The 14,686-nt window shown below is 69.8% G+C and carries 18 protein-coding genes and 1 pseudogene; 6 read left to right on the forward strand and 13 right to left on the reverse strand.

The window, feature by feature from the left end:
* Positions 1-73 precede the first annotated feature (73 nt).
* Positions 74-439, forward strand: coding sequence for a WhiB family transcriptional regulator (locus ABTV10_RS04940; RefSeq protein WP_499032946.1), 366 nt, complete (start codon positions 74-76; stop codon positions 437-439).
* Here the strand turns inward: ABTV10_RS04940 and ABTV10_RS04945 are convergent.
* Positions 436-1,452 carry an AraC family transcriptional regulator gene (locus ABTV10_RS04945; RefSeq protein ID WP_499032948.1) on the reverse strand — a complete coding sequence of 339 codons (1,017 nt, stop codon included), beginning with the start codon at positions 1,450-1,452 and terminating at the stop codon, positions 436-438. The two genes, ABTV10_RS04940 and ABTV10_RS04945, sit on opposite strands and share 4 nt — an antisense overlap.
* A complete protein-coding gene (locus tag ABTV10_RS04950) occupies positions 1,449-2,633 on the reverse strand; it encodes a pyridoxal phosphate-dependent aminotransferase (protein WP_499032950.1) in 1,185 nt (394 codons plus the stop codon). Before ABTV10_RS04950 ends, ABTV10_RS04945 begins: the two co-directional genes overlap by 4 nt.
* 132 nt (positions 2,634-2,765) lie before the next feature.
* Between ABTV10_RS04950 and ABTV10_RS04955 the strand changes: the two genes are divergently transcribed.
* Positions 2,766-3,359: a carboxymuconolactone decarboxylase family protein gene (locus ABTV10_RS04955; RefSeq protein WP_499032951.1), complete on the forward strand. Its 594-nt coding sequence runs from the start codon at positions 2,766-2,768 to the stop codon at positions 3,357-3,359.
* On the opposite strand, the gene ABTV10_RS04960 is transcribed toward ABTV10_RS04955, so the two are convergent.
* From ABTV10_RS04960 to ABTV10_RS04975, 4 genes are all read right to left on the reverse strand, one after another.
* Entirely contained in the window at positions 3,334-4,254 is a 921-nt protein-coding gene (locus tag ABTV10_RS04960) for a sigma-70 family RNA polymerase sigma factor (RefSeq protein ID WP_499032952.1), read from the reverse strand. The genes ABTV10_RS04955 and ABTV10_RS04960 overlap by 26 nt on opposite strands.
* Positions 4,255-4,307: 53 nt before the next feature.
* Entirely contained in the window at positions 4,308-5,075 is a 768-nt protein-coding gene (locus ABTV10_RS04965; protein ID WP_499032954.1) for a thioesterase family protein, read from the reverse strand.
* Between the two features lie 161 nt (positions 5,076-5,236).
* Positions 5,237-5,965, reverse strand: coding sequence for a bactofilin family protein (locus ABTV10_RS04970; RefSeq protein WP_499032956.1), 729 nt, complete (start codon positions 5,963-5,965; stop codon positions 5,237-5,239).
* Between the two features lie 53 nt (positions 5,966-6,018).
* Complete coding sequence (locus tag ABTV10_RS04975) at positions 6,019-6,690, reverse strand: TetR/AcrR family transcriptional regulator (RefSeq protein WP_499035132.1); 672 nt, start codon at positions 6,688-6,690, stop codon at positions 6,019-6,021.
* Positions 6,691-6,786: 96 nt separating this feature from the next.
* Between ABTV10_RS04975 and ABTV10_RS04980 the strand changes: the two are divergent.
* The 3 genes and pseudogenes from ABTV10_RS04980 to ABTV10_RS04990 form a co-directional block, all read left to right on the forward strand.
* A pseudogene (locus ABTV10_RS04980) lies at positions 6,787-6,924 on the forward strand (hypothetical protein); the annotation flags it as partial.
* 97 nt (positions 6,925-7,021) lie between these two features.
* Positions 7,022-7,486, forward strand: coding sequence for an RNA-guided endonuclease InsQ/TnpB family protein (locus tag ABTV10_RS04985; RefSeq protein ID WP_499032958.1), 465 nt, complete (start codon positions 7,022-7,024; stop codon positions 7,484-7,486).
* A 137-nt stretch (positions 7,487-7,623) separates the two neighbouring features.
* Positions 7,624-7,866: a hypothetical protein gene (locus ABTV10_RS04990; RefSeq protein ID WP_499032959.1), complete on the forward strand. Its 243-nt coding sequence runs from the start codon at positions 7,624-7,626 to the stop codon at positions 7,864-7,866.
* A gap of 415 nt (positions 7,867-8,281) precedes the next feature.
* Here ABTV10_RS04990 and ABTV10_RS04995 read toward each other — a convergent pair whose 3' ends face one another.
* The 6 genes from ABTV10_RS04995 to ABTV10_RS05020 form a co-directional block, all read right to left on the reverse strand.
* Positions 8,282-8,950 (reverse strand): DUF3239 domain-containing protein, encoded by a 669-nt coding sequence (locus ABTV10_RS04995; RefSeq protein WP_499032962.1) that lies wholly within the window; start codon positions 8,948-8,950, stop codon positions 8,282-8,284.
* A gap of 12 nt (positions 8,951-8,962) precedes the next feature.
* On the reverse strand, positions 8,963-10,621 hold the full coding sequence (locus tag ABTV10_RS05000; protein ID WP_499032963.1) for a DNA repair helicase XPB: 1,659 nt from the start codon (positions 10,619-10,621) through the stop codon (positions 8,963-8,965).
* A gap of 133 nt (positions 10,622-10,754) precedes the next feature.
* Positions 10,755-10,916 carry a hypothetical protein gene (locus ABTV10_RS05005; protein ID WP_164877632.1) on the reverse strand — a complete coding sequence of 54 codons (162 nt, stop codon included), beginning with the start codon at positions 10,914-10,916 and terminating at the stop codon, positions 10,755-10,757.
* Positions 10,913-11,149, reverse strand: coding sequence for a hypothetical protein (locus ABTV10_RS05010; RefSeq protein ID WP_499032964.1), 237 nt, complete (start codon positions 11,147-11,149; stop codon positions 10,913-10,915). The genes ABTV10_RS05005 and ABTV10_RS05010 overlap by 4 nt, the downstream gene beginning before the upstream one ends.
* Positions 11,150-11,160: 11 nt before the next feature.
* Complete coding sequence (locus ABTV10_RS05015; RefSeq protein ID WP_261340521.1) at positions 11,161-11,286, reverse strand: hypothetical protein; 126 nt, start codon at positions 11,284-11,286, stop codon at positions 11,161-11,163.
* A 110-nt stretch (positions 11,287-11,396) separates the two neighbouring features.
* Positions 11,397-13,697 (reverse strand): helicase-associated domain-containing protein, encoded by a 2,301-nt coding sequence (locus tag ABTV10_RS05020; protein WP_499032965.1) that lies wholly within the window; start codon positions 13,695-13,697, stop codon positions 11,397-11,399.
* 60 nt (positions 13,698-13,757) lie between these two features.
* On the opposite strand from ABTV10_RS05020, the gene ABTV10_RS05025 reads away from it, so the two are divergent.
* A complete protein-coding gene (locus ABTV10_RS05025; protein WP_031937314.1) occupies positions 13,758-13,946 on the forward strand; it encodes a hypothetical protein in 189 nt (62 codons plus the stop codon).
* A 67-nt stretch (positions 13,947-14,013) separates the two neighbouring features.
* Here ABTV10_RS05025 and ABTV10_RS05030 read toward each other — a convergent pair whose 3' ends face one another.
* On the reverse strand, positions 14,014-14,661 hold the full coding sequence (locus ABTV10_RS05030) for a transglycosylase family protein (RefSeq protein ID WP_499032966.1): 648 nt from the start codon (positions 14,659-14,661) through the stop codon (positions 14,014-14,016).
* Positions 14,662-14,686: the final 25 nt, after the last annotated feature.

The raw sequence follows: 14,686 nt of genomic DNA on the forward strand, positions 1-14,686 counted from the left end.
TCCGCGCTCCATCCCGGTCTGTATCGAGGGCGCGGATTCCGCCGTGCCACCGATCGAGGAGGAGCACGTAGCCATGAGCACCGTTGCGGGTCACAGGGGAGTCGAGCGCGGCGCGTCCGCCGCCGCGTTCCGAACACGTCACGGCAACTGTTCTCTTCCCATGGGGCGGGCCCGTGTCGATGCGGCGGGTCGGGGATTGCCCTGCCGGATCGGCGGCGACCCGGATCTGTGGTTCTCGCACGCTCCGTTCGACCTCGAACGGGCCAAGCAACTCTGCGGCGGGTGCGCGATCAGATCCCGGTGCCTGAGCGAGGCGCTCGATCGGTGTGAGCCGTGGGGTGTGTGGGGCGGCGAGATCTTCCAGCGCGGGGTCGTCGTTGCCCGCAAGCGTGCACGCGGCCGCCCCCGAAGCAACGCCACCACCTGTGGGGCGTCCTAGCGATAGGCGCCCGGGGTGGCGCCGGTCCACCGTTTGAACGCCCGACGGAACGCGCTGGGTTCGGAGAAGCCCAGCCGGGTCGACAACTCGTCGACCGGTTCGCCCCGGCGCAGCGCGGCCGTCGCGGCATCGCGCAGGACCTCCTCGCGCAGGTTGTTGAGCGACGTCCCCTCCTGTCGGAGCAGGCGGCGCAGGTGCGGCACGCTGATCGAGAGCATCTCCGCGATCTCCTCCGCGGTGCAGGTGCGACCCCGGACACCCATCTCGAGAACCCGACGCACCTGTGCGGAGGCGGTGCTGTCGTAGTCTCGTTCGGAGAGAAGGAGATTGGGAGACTCCCGCAGGTACTCGGCCAGGCTCTGCTCGTCCTGGATGATCGGTGCCCGCAGGATCGCGTTGTCGAACTCGAGCGACGCCGCCGGGGCGCCGAACGTCACCGGAACCCCGAAGATTGCGTCGTAGTGCTTCGCGAACCGCGGCTCCGGTTCCGGGTAGGGGATCAGCACCGACCGCAGCTTCACCCGTCGACCCACGAGCCAGGCCGCGAACCGGTGCAGCAGGATCAGTTCGAAGTCGGTGACGAGTCGGAACGCCTCGTCGACGAACTCCGGTGCGTAGTTGTCGTCGCGCACGTCCACCCGCACCTCGAGGCGGGTCGAGTCGTCGCCGGGGACGAGTGTGAGCGGCGGGACCGGCAGCGCGCGCGTCACGTCCGCCATCCGCTCCAGTGCGCTGCCGAGGTCCGGGCGGTGGATCAGCGACAGACAGATCAGCCGGAACGTCCCGCGGGGGACGGGTGCCGTGCCGAGTCCGAACAGTTCGTCGTCTGTCAGGTGCCAGGTGGCCTGGGTGAAGACGGTGACCTGTTCCGGGGTCAGCCGGGCCCGGGGGTCGTCCAACGTGGCGACGTCGATGCCCGACGCCTCGAGCGTCGTCGTCAGGTCGGCGCCGGCTGTCTCGGCGAGACGGAGAGCGCGGCGAAGGAAGTCCGCTGGGATCGTCGCCCGGCTCACCCGGACACCTCCAGTCGGCGCAGCCTCGCCGCGGCCTCCGTTAGCACCTCGTCACGCTTGCAGAAAGCGAAGCGCACCAAATGATTCCACTTGTCGGGATGGTCGGTGAACACGCTGACCGGAACCGCGGCCACCCCGATACGCGCGGGCAGCGTCCGACAGAACTCGACACCGTCGCGGGTGCCCAGCGTGGTGATGTCGGCGCACAGGAAGTACGTGCCGCCGCCGGAGTACACGCCGAACCCGGCGTCGCGCAGCGCCCCGGCGAGCTGGTCGCGCTTGCGCTGCAAATCGTTCCGCATCTCGGCCACCCACGCCTGCTCGTGCTCGAGCGCGTGCGCCACGGCCGGCTGGAACGGCCCACCCGCCACGAACGACATGAACTGCTTGGCCGCGCGGACGGCGTCGACCAGTTCGGCCGGGCCACAGGCCCAGCCGGTCTTCCAGCCGGTGACGTTGAACGTCTTCGCGGCGCTCGACACGGTGACCGTGCGTTCGTACATGCCGGGCAGCGACGCCATCGGGGTGTGCGCGCGGCCGTCGAACACGAGATGCTCGTACACCTCGTCGCTGAGGACCAACAGATCACGCTCGCAGGCCAACTCGGCCACCGCGTTCAGCTCCGCATCGGTAAGTACCGTCCCGGTCGGGTTGTGCGGTGAATTGACCACGAGCATCCGTGTCCTCGGGGTGACCGCGGCGCGCAGGGCGTCGAGGTCGAGCGCGTACCGGTCGCCGTCACGCACCATCGGTACGGACCGTCGGGTCGCGCCCGCCAGCGCGACCGCCGCCGCGTACGAGTCGTAGTACGGCTCGACGAGCACCACCTCGTCGCCCGGTTCGACGAGTCCGAGGATCGCGGCGCTGATGGCCTCCGTCGCGCCGACGGTGACGAGCACCTCCCGGTCCGGATCGTGGACGATCCCGTACCGCGCGGCGCGGTCGGCGGCGATCGCGTGGCGCAGGACCGGCATGCCGGGGCCGGGCGGGTACTGGTTGAGGCCATCGGCGATGGCCCGCCGCGCGGCCTCGAGCATCGACGCCGGACCGTCGGTGTCGGGGTATCCCTGGCCCAGATTGATCGCGCCGTGCTCGGTGGCGAGCGCCGTCATCTCGGCGAAGATCGTCGACGCGAACGGTTGCAGTCGCGAGACCGTACGGGAGTGTGGCGCGGCGGGCATTTGTCCAGCGTAGCGGGGGCGTCGGTGTCCCCGGAATTCGGCTGCATCCGGCCTTGTCACGTTTCCCGCTGCTGTCTCGTCCCATGGGTAGACGGCGCGCGGACGGCGTGCCGACCGAGAACGGAGGACGTCATGGCTCGCATTCGTTCGGTGACCCCGCAGGAGGCCGGCCCGCTGGTGAAGGCCGGATACTGGTTCGCGCGTCGGCGGTACGGCGAGGTCCCTGAGCCGTTCGCGGTGCTCGCGAACCATCGCAAGCTGTTCACCGTTGCCGCGGGCCAGGAGTTGGGGGCCGAGAGGGCGTCGACGGTATTGCCGCCCAATGTCCGCGACATTGCCGTGTACCGGGTCGCGTGGACCATCGGGTGCTCCTGGTGCGTCGACTTCGGGTCCATGCTGTTGCGCCTCGAGGGGCTCGACATCGATCGGCTGAAGCACATCGGCGAGTACGACACGTCGCCGCTCTACAGCGACGACGAGCGCGCCGCGATCGCGTACGCCGATGCGATGACCGAGACACCGACCACCGCGACCGACGAGCAGGTGGCCGACCTCGAGCGGCGCTTCGGCCGCGACGGCGTCGTCGAACTGACCTATCAGATCGCGCTCGAGAACATGCGGTCGCGGATGTACACGGCGCTCGGCATCCACGAACAGGGATTCAACTCGGGCGACGCGTGCCGGGTGCCGTGGGACACGACTACGGAGGCGGAGCGGAAAGCCTGATCCCGCAGAGCTTTTCGGGATTGGCGATGTCGTAGGCCGCCCACACGCGGCCGTCGCGGACGGTGAACGCGGTGACCCGCCCCGGGAAACCGGGGTGGGTCGCGTCGCCGGGGGAACCGTGGCTGAGGAAGCCGAGTCGGCCGTTGACGAGCACCGGGGTAGCCGCGAGGAACGTCTCCACGCCGTACTTGCGGGCCAGGCCGAGGAAGAACCGGGCCGAGTGGTCGGCGCCGGTGATGACGTTGACCGCGGTGCGGGTGGTGCCGTTGGCGTCGCCGATCGTGACCGCATCCGGGTGCAGCGCGGCAATCACCGCGTCGAGGTCGCCGCTGGCCAGCGCCGTCACCAGTCGCGTGACGGCCTCGGTGTGCTCGGCCTCCGGGACCGGTGGCGGTGCATCGGCCACCGCGCGTCGGGCGCGGGACGCGAGTTGCCGGGCACTCGGGACGCTCACCGACAGGACGTCCGCGATCTCGTCGAACGGGACCGCGAAGCCGTCGTGCAGGACGAAGGCGACGCGCTGGTCGGGGGAGAGCGTGTCGAGGACGACCAGCGCCGCCATGCGGTTGTCCTCGTGCCGGACAACCGATTCCAGTGGATCGGGCGCCCTCGACGGCGTCAGGTCCGTCACGATCGGCTCGGGGAGCCACTGCCCGACGTAGCGCTCGCGCCGGACGGTCGCGGACCGCAGTCGGTCGAGGCAGATGCGTCCGACGACCGTCGTCAGCCACGCCCGCAGGTCGCGGATGGCGTCGGTATCGGTGTCAGCCAGTCGCAGCCACGCCTCCTGCACGGCGTCCTCGGCGTCGCTCACGCTGCCAGTGAGCCGGTACGCAGCGGACAGCAGGTGTCCGCGATGCGCTTCGAACGAGTCCGCCAATGTCGCGACGCCCATGGTGTGATCCTAGGACCGCCGGGGCTGCTCGTCGTCCGCGCCGCGCGCAGACCTCAGGGGCGCACGGTGAGGATCTGGTTCACCGTCCCGATCGGTCCGTGCACGTCGTGGACGACGCTGCTCGTCAGACCGAGCCCGGTGGGCCCGAACGAGACGGTGGTGTCGAAGCCGAGCCATTCCCCGTACGGCTCGGTGAACAGGTGCGCCGTGAGATCGATGTTGGGGAACGCGACGTCCCGCGGGTTCGCTCGTGCGGCCATCCCGTTGGCGAAGTCGAACATGCCGGCTGCCCGGGCCAGGGCACTGACCTGCTCGCCGTCGACCAGCGGCAGCGGCGTGCGGATCCAGTACGTGGCCCGGCCCGGCTCGGCCTGGACGCGACGCACCTCGATGGTGGCGATGCAGCCCCCGGCCCACACCTCGGTCGGGTCCCAGGGCGACATTTCTTCCGGCCGCGGGATTCGGGGGAACGACGTCCCCTGCAAGCTGCCGGTGTCACCCGGCTGCATCAGCCAGGCGCGCATCCGCACGGCCGGTCGGTCGCCGTGGGACAGCGTGGCCTCCACCAGTTCGATGGTGCGGCCGGGCCGGACGACGCTCACCGACGTCTCGACCGTGTCCATCGGGAGCGTGCCGAGGATGTCGTAGGACAGTCGCCCGATCACGAGACCGTCGTCGCGGCGCTGATCGCGGTCGCGCTCGACCATGTGCGTCAGCAGACCGATGGCGGGGGCGATGTGCTGCTCCTGCTCGTTCCACGCGCCACTGACGTGGCTGGTGGGGTGGAACGCGTGGGCGCCCTCCCTCTTGAAGTAGGCCATTTCGCCGCCTCCTGCTCGTCCCGGGGGCGTCCGGCGCCCGTCCCGACGGGACGGTAACACGAAAAGCCGACCATCAGGACGCCTGATCGACCAGAAATTTCAATGTTCGACCGATGGGTCGAACATTGGGGCGGCAGTCGTCGGCGTGGAGATCGTGCCGGTCATCGGGTCTCCCATCCCGCGATCCGTGCCTCGCACAGTGCCCGCAGCGCCCGGTACTCGGCGCGCCACCGGTCGTGGTCGGCCGGCGAACCACGCCAGGATTCGGAGCGTCGTTCGACCTCGGCGTCGAGTTGGTCGATCGTGCGGTCACGCCAGCACCAAACCGAGAGTTGGTGTCCGTCCCGGGTTCGGGTGAGGGTTGCGGTGGCGGACTCGGAACCGATGGGGTGGACGACCAGAATGTCCTGGCCTTCGGTGACGACGGCCCCGCCGGACACCCACGCGTTGCCCGACACGGCCGCGTCGCCGGACACCTCCGCGTTGCCGAACACCCGTGCGTCGCCCGACACCTTCGCGTTTCCCGACACCTCTGCGCTTCCGGACACTTCGGCGTTTCCGGACACCTCCGCGTCGCCTGACACCCGCGCGTCGCCGGACACTCCCGCGTTGCCCGACACCTGTGCGTTGCCGGAGACTTCCGCGTCGTCGGACACCTGCGCGTTGTCGGAGACTTCCGCGTCGTCGGACACCTTCGCGTTCCCGAACACCCACGCGTTGTCGAACACCCACGCGTTGCCGGACAGGTTGTCGGCGGTCTCCACCCAGCCGCCGAGATCACCTTCGACGACTCCGTGTCGAGGGAGGGCCGTCGTGGCCCGGATGCGGTGCAGGGTGCGCCCGATGTGGTCGTGCGTTTCGTCGGTCAGCTCGAAATGTCTGTCGCTCATCGGGTCTCCTTCGGTGTGGCACAGGTGCGTCCGTTGGCGCACATCGCGCGGCCCTAGACGAACAGGCGGAGCGCGCAGGCGACGACGGCGGCGCGCACGTCCGCCAAGTCGCCGGCGTGCGCGTCCGGGCGCATCCAGACCGACGACTGGTTCAGGATGCCGTGCAGGCACTGCATTGCGACATCGACGTCCGGGCATGTGAACTCGCCGTCGGAAACGCCACGCTCGACGACGCGGCGGAAGACAGCGTCGTGTCGGCGCCGCATTTCCTTCATGGACTCCTGGAACGTCGGCGGCCACGGGCGGGGCCAGGAGAAGACGGTGGCGACCTCGGGGGCGGTCTCGGTGAGGATGCGGACCTGTTCGTCGACGAGTGCGCCGAGCAGGACGGTGGCCGTCGAGTCCTCGACCCCCGCCGCGCGCTGCGCGAGTCGCGTCAGCACCTCCTCGGTCAGGACCTCGAGGGCCGCCGCGACGAGTTCGTCCTTGGACCGGAAATAGTGGTAGAGCGTGGCCTTGGCGATGTCCGTCTTCTCTGCGACGTCCTCGAGGTTCATGCCCTGGTAGCCGTTCACGGCGAGGACCCCGATCGCCGTCCTGACGATTTCCGACTTGCGGCGGTCGCGCCGCCTGGCGACCCGGCTCGACCGCGCCGCGGAATCCGAGTCCGAATCGCTTTCCGCTGCAACGGCACCGGAGCTGCCGTCGCGCCCCCTGCCGGTCATCCGTCCTCCGTGCACGCCGTCGCAGCGTGTTTCGTCTCCCGTGCCGCCGCTGTCATCGGCGAGGCTGTCGTGCCAGCATAGCCACCGCGGCCCCGCGTGACGCGAAAGGCGAGCATCTGGACATTTTGTCCGCGGCTGGCCAGGAGGCAGCTCGGTGCGTTCGTCGCGCTCGTCGACACCGAACCGCTGCCGCCGGTCGAGCGGGAGGCGGGGATCGACCTGGGCCTGACGACGTTCGCTGTCCTGTCCAACGGCAAGGTCGTCGATTCCCCGAAGTTTCTGCGCCGCGCGGAACGCAAACTCCGCAAAGCCCAACAAGCCCTGTCCCGCAATGAGAAAGGCAGCAACAAACCGGGCCAAGGCGCGCCTGCATGTCGCCAAGGCCCACGCCGCAGTGGCCAAAGCCCGCAGGGACTTCGCGCACAAGCAGTCCACGACGGTAATCCGCGAGAACCAAGCGGTGTATGTCGAGGACTTGTGCGTGACCGGGCTGGCGCGGACACGGTTGGCGACGTCGGTCCACGATGCCGGGTGGGGCATGTTCCTTCGCATGCTGGAGGAGAAGGCCGCCCGGTACGGGCGGACGCTGGTGAAGGTGAACCGGTTCTTCCCGTCGAGCCAGATGTGCTCGCCCTGCGGGCGGGTCGACGGGCCGAAACCGGTGTCGGTTCGGGAATGGACGTGCCTGTGCGGGGCGCATCACGACCGGGACCGCAACGCAGCGATGAACATCCTCGCCGCCGGACGGGCGGAGAGGCTGAACGCCTGTGGAGGGGCTGTCAGCCTTTCCACCTAGCGGGAAGCTGGCCCCAGCGAAACAGGAACCCACCGGAGCGGCGATGAACAGCGCCGCAGGAGGAATCCCCGTCGTTCACGGCCGGGAGGACGTCAAGAGAGCACGTACCGGACCCCCCAACCCTACGCCTCGACGAGATGAAGCAGCGCGACCCGAACTTCGACGACAGCCGCGACGACTTCCCGTTCGCCACCGACGTTCGCTGCCTCGTCCCGCAGGGCAACCCCACCGGCGTCCGCAGCGCGGAACGGGCGACCCTCGCCGATCCCACCGTGCCGCAGCCGTGGGACGACACGCCCAAGCGGGCTCCGGATGCGTTGAACCTCAACCCGATCGCCACCCAGCTCGCCACGCTCATGGGCGTCGCGCCGTTGTGGTGAGGTGTCCGATTCGCGAACACGACCGCGAACTGGGCACACCGGGCAATGCGGATCCAGTGGGGTCTGGGGATGCAAAACCCGTCGAAGTGCGAGAGACTGGGGCGACCCCAAACAGGAGGTCACCAGGAATGGAACTCCGAACGAACGGGTCGATTCCCCAGGCGATGCCCAGCAGTATTCGGCCGAGTGGGTTGCAGGACTTGGATCTTGGTAGGTCGAGCTCGCTCTGGACAGTGCTGTGCTGGTCCACCCTCATACTCGTGGTCGCAGCGGTGCCTGCCTTCGCGGCGCTCGTGTTGATGGGGTCGGTGTCCCTCGCGGTCCTGACTGCTCTGATCACCATCGGTGGTATCGGCCTTGCGGCGCTGATGATCTGACGACCCGTCGTCGCCCCCCGCGGGCACGACGAATCCCGTCAATGCAATTCGTCGGGCAACTCGGCCGGATCGAGCAGCACGAACTGCTTGTCCGACGTGCGCACCTTCTCCGCCATCGCGATGTTCTTGCGCAGCAGATTCCACTCGGCGTCACCGATCTTCGCGGTCGCCTGCGTGATCACCTTGCTGTCGCGGGTGCCCCACGAGATCGGCATGAAGCTGACCATCTGCCACGTCGGGCCGTCCGCGTTGGACGAGCGGTCGCCCAACACCGACACCGACGGAATCTTGTTGCCCACCGAGTGCCCCTTGCCGGGCAGCGCCCGGACGGTGCGCGTGGCCAACGCGTAGTGCGGTTCGGTGACACCCGGCTTGGCGATGTCCACCAGCGCCAGCAGCGTGTAACCGCGGGGATGGGTCTCCGCGACGACCGCGGGCACCAGGTCGCCCTTGGCGTACAGATCCTCGATGCTGCCGACCTTGCGGGGCGTCCACACGACCATGAACAGCGACGTCAACGCGAACAGCGCCAGCACGACGCCGAGGATGTACGACCACGGCTGGGCGAGGTAGAACAGCCCCGCCGCGCCGGCGCCCAGGACGACGGCCATCAGCACAGCCGACCACTGCAGTCGTCGGATGTCCGAGAGCGTCTCGTTGACGGCCTTGGCGTGGAGCTTGTCGACCGGGAACTCGAAGGGTCGCACGGGTGTGAAGTCCTATCCGATGGTCGGGCCGAGCAGGTCGTCCGCGTCCGTGATGCGGTACGCGTAGCCCTGCTCGGCGAGGAAGCGTTGGCGGTGGGCGGCGTACTCGGCGTCGAGCGTGTCCCGAGCGACCACCGAGTAGAAGTGTGCCTGACCGCCGTCGTGCTTGGGGCGCAGGAGTCGGCCCAGCCGCTGCGCCTCCTCCTGCCGGGACCCGAAGGTGCCCGACACTTGCACCGCCACCGACGCCTCCGGCAGGTCGATCGAGAAGTTCGCGACCTTGCTCACCACCAGGGTCTGGATCTCACCGGCGCGGAACTTGTCGAACAGCGCCTCGCGCTCCTTGTTTCGCGTGGAACCCTGGATGACGGGCGCGTCGAGGGCAGCGCCGAGTTCGTCGAGCTGGTCGAGGTACGCGCCGATGATGAGGGTGGGCGCGTCCGGGTGCCGGTCCAGGATCGACTTCACGACGGCGATCTTGGTGTGCGCCGTGGAGCACAGCTTGTAGCGCTCGTCGGGCTCGGCCGTCGCGTACGACATCCGTTCCGCATCCGTCATCGTCACCCGCACCTCGATGCACTCGGCCGGCGCGATCCAGCCCTGCGCCTCGATGTCCTTCCACGGCGCGTCGTAGCGCTTGGGGCCGATCAGCGAGAACACGTCGCCCTCGCGGCCGTCCTCGCGGACCAGCGTCGCGGTGAGCCCGAGGCGGCGGCGGGACTGCAGGTCCGCCGTCATGCGGAACACCGGTGCGGGCAGCAGGTGCACCTCGTCGTAGATCACCAGGCCCCAGTCGCGGGAGTCGAACAGCTCGAGATGCTTGTACTCGCCCTTCGACTTGCGGGTGATCACCTGGTAGGTCGCGATCGTGACCGGGCGGATCTCCTTCTTCTCGCCCGAGTACTCGCCGATCTCCTCCTCGGTGAGCGAGGTGCGCGCGATCAGCTCGCGCTTCCACTGGCGTCCGGCGACGGTGTTGGTGACGAGGATCAGCGTCGTCGCCTTCGCCTTCGCCATGGCCGCCGCGCCGACCATCGTCTTGCCCGCGCCACACGGCAGCACCACGACACCCGAGCCGCCGGCCCAGAACGATTCGGCGGCCATCTCCTGGTAGTCGCGCAGCTGCCAGTGGCCCTCGTCGAACGCGAGGTCGATCGGGTGCGCCTCGCCGTCGACGTAGCCGGCGAGGTCCTCGGCCGGCCAGCCGACCTTCAGCAGCATCTGCTTGAGGTGGCCGCGCTCGCTCGGGTGCACGACGACGGTGTCGTCGTCGATCCTCGCGCCGAGCATGGGGGCGATCTTCTTGTGCCGCATCACCTCGGTGAGCACGGCGCGGTCGAGGCTGACCAGCGTGAGGCCGTGGACCGGGCTCTTGACCAGCTGCAGGCGACCGTAGCGGGCCATGGTGTCGACGATGTCGACCAGCAGCGGCTGCGGGACCGCGAACCGCGAGAACGAGACGAGCGCGTCGACGACCTGCTCGGCATCGTGCCCGGCGGCGCGGGCGTTCCACAACGCGAGCGGGGTGATCCGGTACGTGTGGACATGCTCGGGGGCGCGCTCGAGCTCGGCGAACGGCGCGATCGCCTGCCGCGCGTCGTTCGCGCGCTCGTGCTCCACCTCGAGCAGCAGGGTCTTGTCGGACTGGACGATCAGCGGGCCGTCGGTCACGTGCGCCTCCTAGCAACGGTAACCAGACCATTGTCCAGACGACGGCGACGTCCCGCCATGTGGCGTCCGTCGGCGGGGTGGAGCGATCGTGAAGGGTTTCCGCCGGCAACCACGGAAACCCTTCACGATCGGGTCAGCGAGGGGTGAGGGATTTCTTGGTTTCCATCACCTGCATGAGCGCCTCGGAAATTCCGGCGCGATAACCGACCTCCCTCTCGGAGAGTCCGGCGGTGGTGTCGAGTTCGTTTTCCAGTCGCGCCTGAATTCTGTCCAGGGCGAGCAGGGTCCGCTTCACAGTCGGGTCCTTGTCGTTTTCTGCGCGGGGTTTTTCGGGGCGTCGGCGTCGATCGGAATTCCGGAATGCTGTGCGCGTTCGTCGAGGACGAAGATTTTCGCGGACGCGATTCCGGACCGGTAGCCGTCGGACCGGGGTTCCGGCAGGGTGCCGCCGGTCAGCAGGCGGTCGATCTTGCGGTGCAGGTGGTCCAGGATGTCCGGGGTCGCGGGTTCGACCGGCTCGCGGGTCACGGTGCGTCCGCTCAGTGGCGCTTGCGCTTCTTGATCAACTCGCCCGCGTCCGCGGCGCGTTCCCTCTTTTCCGCACGCTTTTCCTTGATGGACTGTGCGGACTTTTTCAGACTCTTGCCGGGTTTTCGGTCGGCCATTGTCGCTCCTGAATTCGAAGTGGCAATCACTCGTTCGAGACCATAGCCCATTTGCAGAAAAAAGCCAGTCGTGCAGTTGGGGGCGTTTCTGCTCGCGCCTTCGTCGGCGGTCAGTCGACCAGTGCGACCGACGTGATCCGGTGCAGCGTGAATCGCTTGACCTCGCCGGTCGCCGGGTCCAGGGCGTCGAGTTGCCCGCCGCCGACGCTCACCGGTTCGACGATGCGGTGCGACGCGATGCCCTGGGCGTCGACGTAGCCGATCGTGACGGCGCGACGCACCTGGGCCGCGGTCTGCAGCAGCGTCATGGTCGCCGCGGTGGAGGCGCGGGTGCCGTCGCTGCGCAGCCCGACACCGCTCGACGCGGCCGCCCGGTCCCCGGCGCGCAGCGACCGCACCAGCGTCCCGAGTTGTTCGTCGGTGGGGACCGCCGGCACCCGCGGGCGCGGCACCCGGGCGGCGGGGACGCGCGCCCCGCGCGGGCGCAGGTCGACGATCGTGCCGCTCGAGTCCTCACCGGCCGGGGCGAACCCGACGGCGCGCAGCTCGGCGAGGACCTCCTTGAGCGGGGCCTGCGAGATCACGACCGTCGGGGCCAGCGCGCGCAGCGCGAGCTGGTCGGCGACGGGGGAGGAGAGCACCTCCGCCAGCAGGGCCGGGTCCTCACAGCGGATGAACGACGCCGCGACCCCGGCGCGGAGCCGGCCGTGGCGGCGCGCGACGTCGTCGATGAGGTAGGTGAGCGACTGCGGGACCGGGGTCTTGGACCGGGTGGCGAACAGTGTCTGCAACTCGGCTGCGGTGAGCCCGGCGTCGAGTGCACGCCGGATGCTGGCCTCGCTGATCCGGTACATCGACGCCGCACCCGCCGACTCGATGTCGGCGACGAGCGTGATCTGCTCGAGCAGTTCCGGGATCAGGGGACCGGGTGCGACGACGGTGAGATCGGCCTGCACGAGCACGTAGTCGATGGCCTCCGGTAGCGCCGCGTCCATCTCCGCCTCGGGGTCGCCGCCGTGCAGCAACGCCTTGCCCGGGGAGCTGAGGACGCCGTGTGCCACGAGCCCGAGCGCGCGCGCCTCGTCGAGCGTCCGTTCGACGACGTGCGGGGCGAGCCGGCCCGCCCAGCGGGGCCGCCGCCACGCCAGCAGCCGGCCGGCCTCCGGCGCCGACATCTCCCGACCGCCGGCCTCGGCGAGCAGCTCGAGCAGCAGCCGGCGCTCCTGCGCGGCACCGGGGGCGCGCACCTCCTCCGAGAGCGCGGAGATCGGCTTGTCTGCGGCGTCGCGGCTGCCGATGATCCACGGCCGGCGCGGCAGCGTCAGCCACGCGCCCGCGAGGGTGGCCCAGCGGCGGGAGGTGCCGGCGTTGAGCCAGCCGTCGACCGCCACCGTCGGGGACCAGTAGTCGTCGATGTCGGTCAGCGGTGCCGGGTCGGGGGTGCCGCTCGCGATCAGCCCCGCACCGGCGAGCAGCTCGAGCAGCAGACCAACCCGCGCCTCGTCCACCCCGACGGCCTTCGCCAGCCGCCGCAGTTCCCGGACGCCGAGACCGCCGGCCTTGAGGGCGGGTGCCGGGGCGTCGCCCAGCGCGGCCACGAGGTCCTCGCAGTGGCGGACCAGTTCCAGCGTCTCGCCGGCCGCGGCCGCGTTCACGTCGGCGAGCTTCTGCTTGCGCCCGGACAGCGGTGGCGGCGTGGGGGACGCCGGATCGAACACGGCCTCCCCGCGCAGCACCTGGCCCACCTGGGCCGGCAGCTCCACCGTCTCGGCGTCGATCCAGCGCAGCAGCCCGCGCGCGAGCAGGCGCTGGACCGGACGGTCCGGTGACGTGCCGGGCGCGGCGTCGCGGGTGCGGCCGATCGGGGAGGACCGGGCCAGCGTCGTCAGCAGGTCCCGCTCGTTCGGTTCGATCCCGTCGAGCGCGGACCGGACCTCGTCCTCGCTCAGCGCGTCGGACTCGGCGTGGATGCGTCCGATGCGCCACGGGATCGCGTCGGACGCGGCGCGGACCATGCGGAGGTGCTCGTCGTCGCCCCACACGAGCGCCAGGCCCCGCAGACGGGTCAGGGCCTTGTCGATCGTCTTCGCCGGTACGCGGTCGGCGAAGGCGTCGTCGAGATGTCGGCGCGACACCGGCATCTGGTCGGCCTGCTCCAGCGCCAGCACCTCGAGCAGTCCGAACTCCAGGGTGTTCAGGGTGTCGGCAGCGCGCATCACCGACGCGCGCTGTTCGGCGCGTCCGGCCAGCACCGCGCACGTCGCGGGCGGCGGCACCGCCAGGTCGGGGCGCAGCCGCAACAGGGCGGTCAGTTCGGCGTCCTTGCGGTCGGCGAGCCAGCCGGTCAGCGTCGGTGCTACCACAGGGTTCGCGGTTTCGGGGGCGCCCTCGGTGCCATGCGTGGAGGTCATCGTCTATGAGATTAGTGACCTGGGGTGTACCCCGGCGTGAGCTCCTGTCAAAATGGGCGCGTGGCTAACAATTCGAAGAAGCGCTATGTCGATCCAGGGTGGCCGGAAACTGCGGATGGAGATCACGCGGTAACCGAGTTGTCGTCCAGCCGTGCCGGGAACCTCTCGCCGTTCGGCGAGGAGACCGAGTTCCCGCTGCCGGTGGACTCCCTGCCCTACGTGCACCCGCACACCGTGATCAACCGCTGACGCGCATACGACGAAGAGGGCCCCTCGCCATCGGCGAGGGGCCCTCTTCCTTGTTCGGGTGCGCGGATCAGCTCTGCGCGAGGCTTCCGGTGCCCGGGAGCACGGGAGCCGCGATGTCCTGCAGGTTCAGCTTGGTGAAGTCGTAGGACTTGGCGGCGTGGTAGGCGTCGAGGACACCCTGGTCGATGACGACGCCGCTGGCCTTCGCCTGGGCGATGAGCGCATCGAGACCGCCGACGACGGCCTGGACGCTCGGGTGCAGCTCGGGAGCGGCCGGGGCGGCTTCCTGTGCCGGGGTGACGGGCGCCGCCGGAGCCGGGGTGGCCGGGGCGGTGCGCTGCGTGGCACCGCTCGACAGGCCCAGCTGCGACGAGCAGGACGGCCAGGCCCCCCAGCCCTGCGAGGCGAGCACGCGCTCGGCGACGACGATCTGCTGCTCACGGGTGGCCTGGTTCGCGGTCGAGGCGAACTCGCCGCCGCCGTGCGCGGTCCACGTGGTCGGTGAGAACTGCAGGCCACCCTGGTAGCCGTTGCCGGTGTTGATGGCCCAGTTGCCGCCGGCCTCGCACTGCGCCAGACGGTCCCAGTCGGAGTCGGGGGCCGCGCTTGCGGTGCCGGCGAAGGCGACGCCGCCCACGCCCATGATGGCGCCGGTGACGGCGACCTTGGCGACGGTGCGGCCGGTGGTGGTGGGCTTGCGATGGCGTCCGGTCATGTCGGTCGGTTCCTCTCCGCACGCG

The organism is Paraburkholderia sp. RHO2, from assembly GCF_050955445.1.
Taxonomy (GTDB): Bacteria; Actinomycetota; Actinomycetes; order Mycobacteriales; family Mycobacteriaceae; genus Prescottella; species Prescottella agglutinans_A.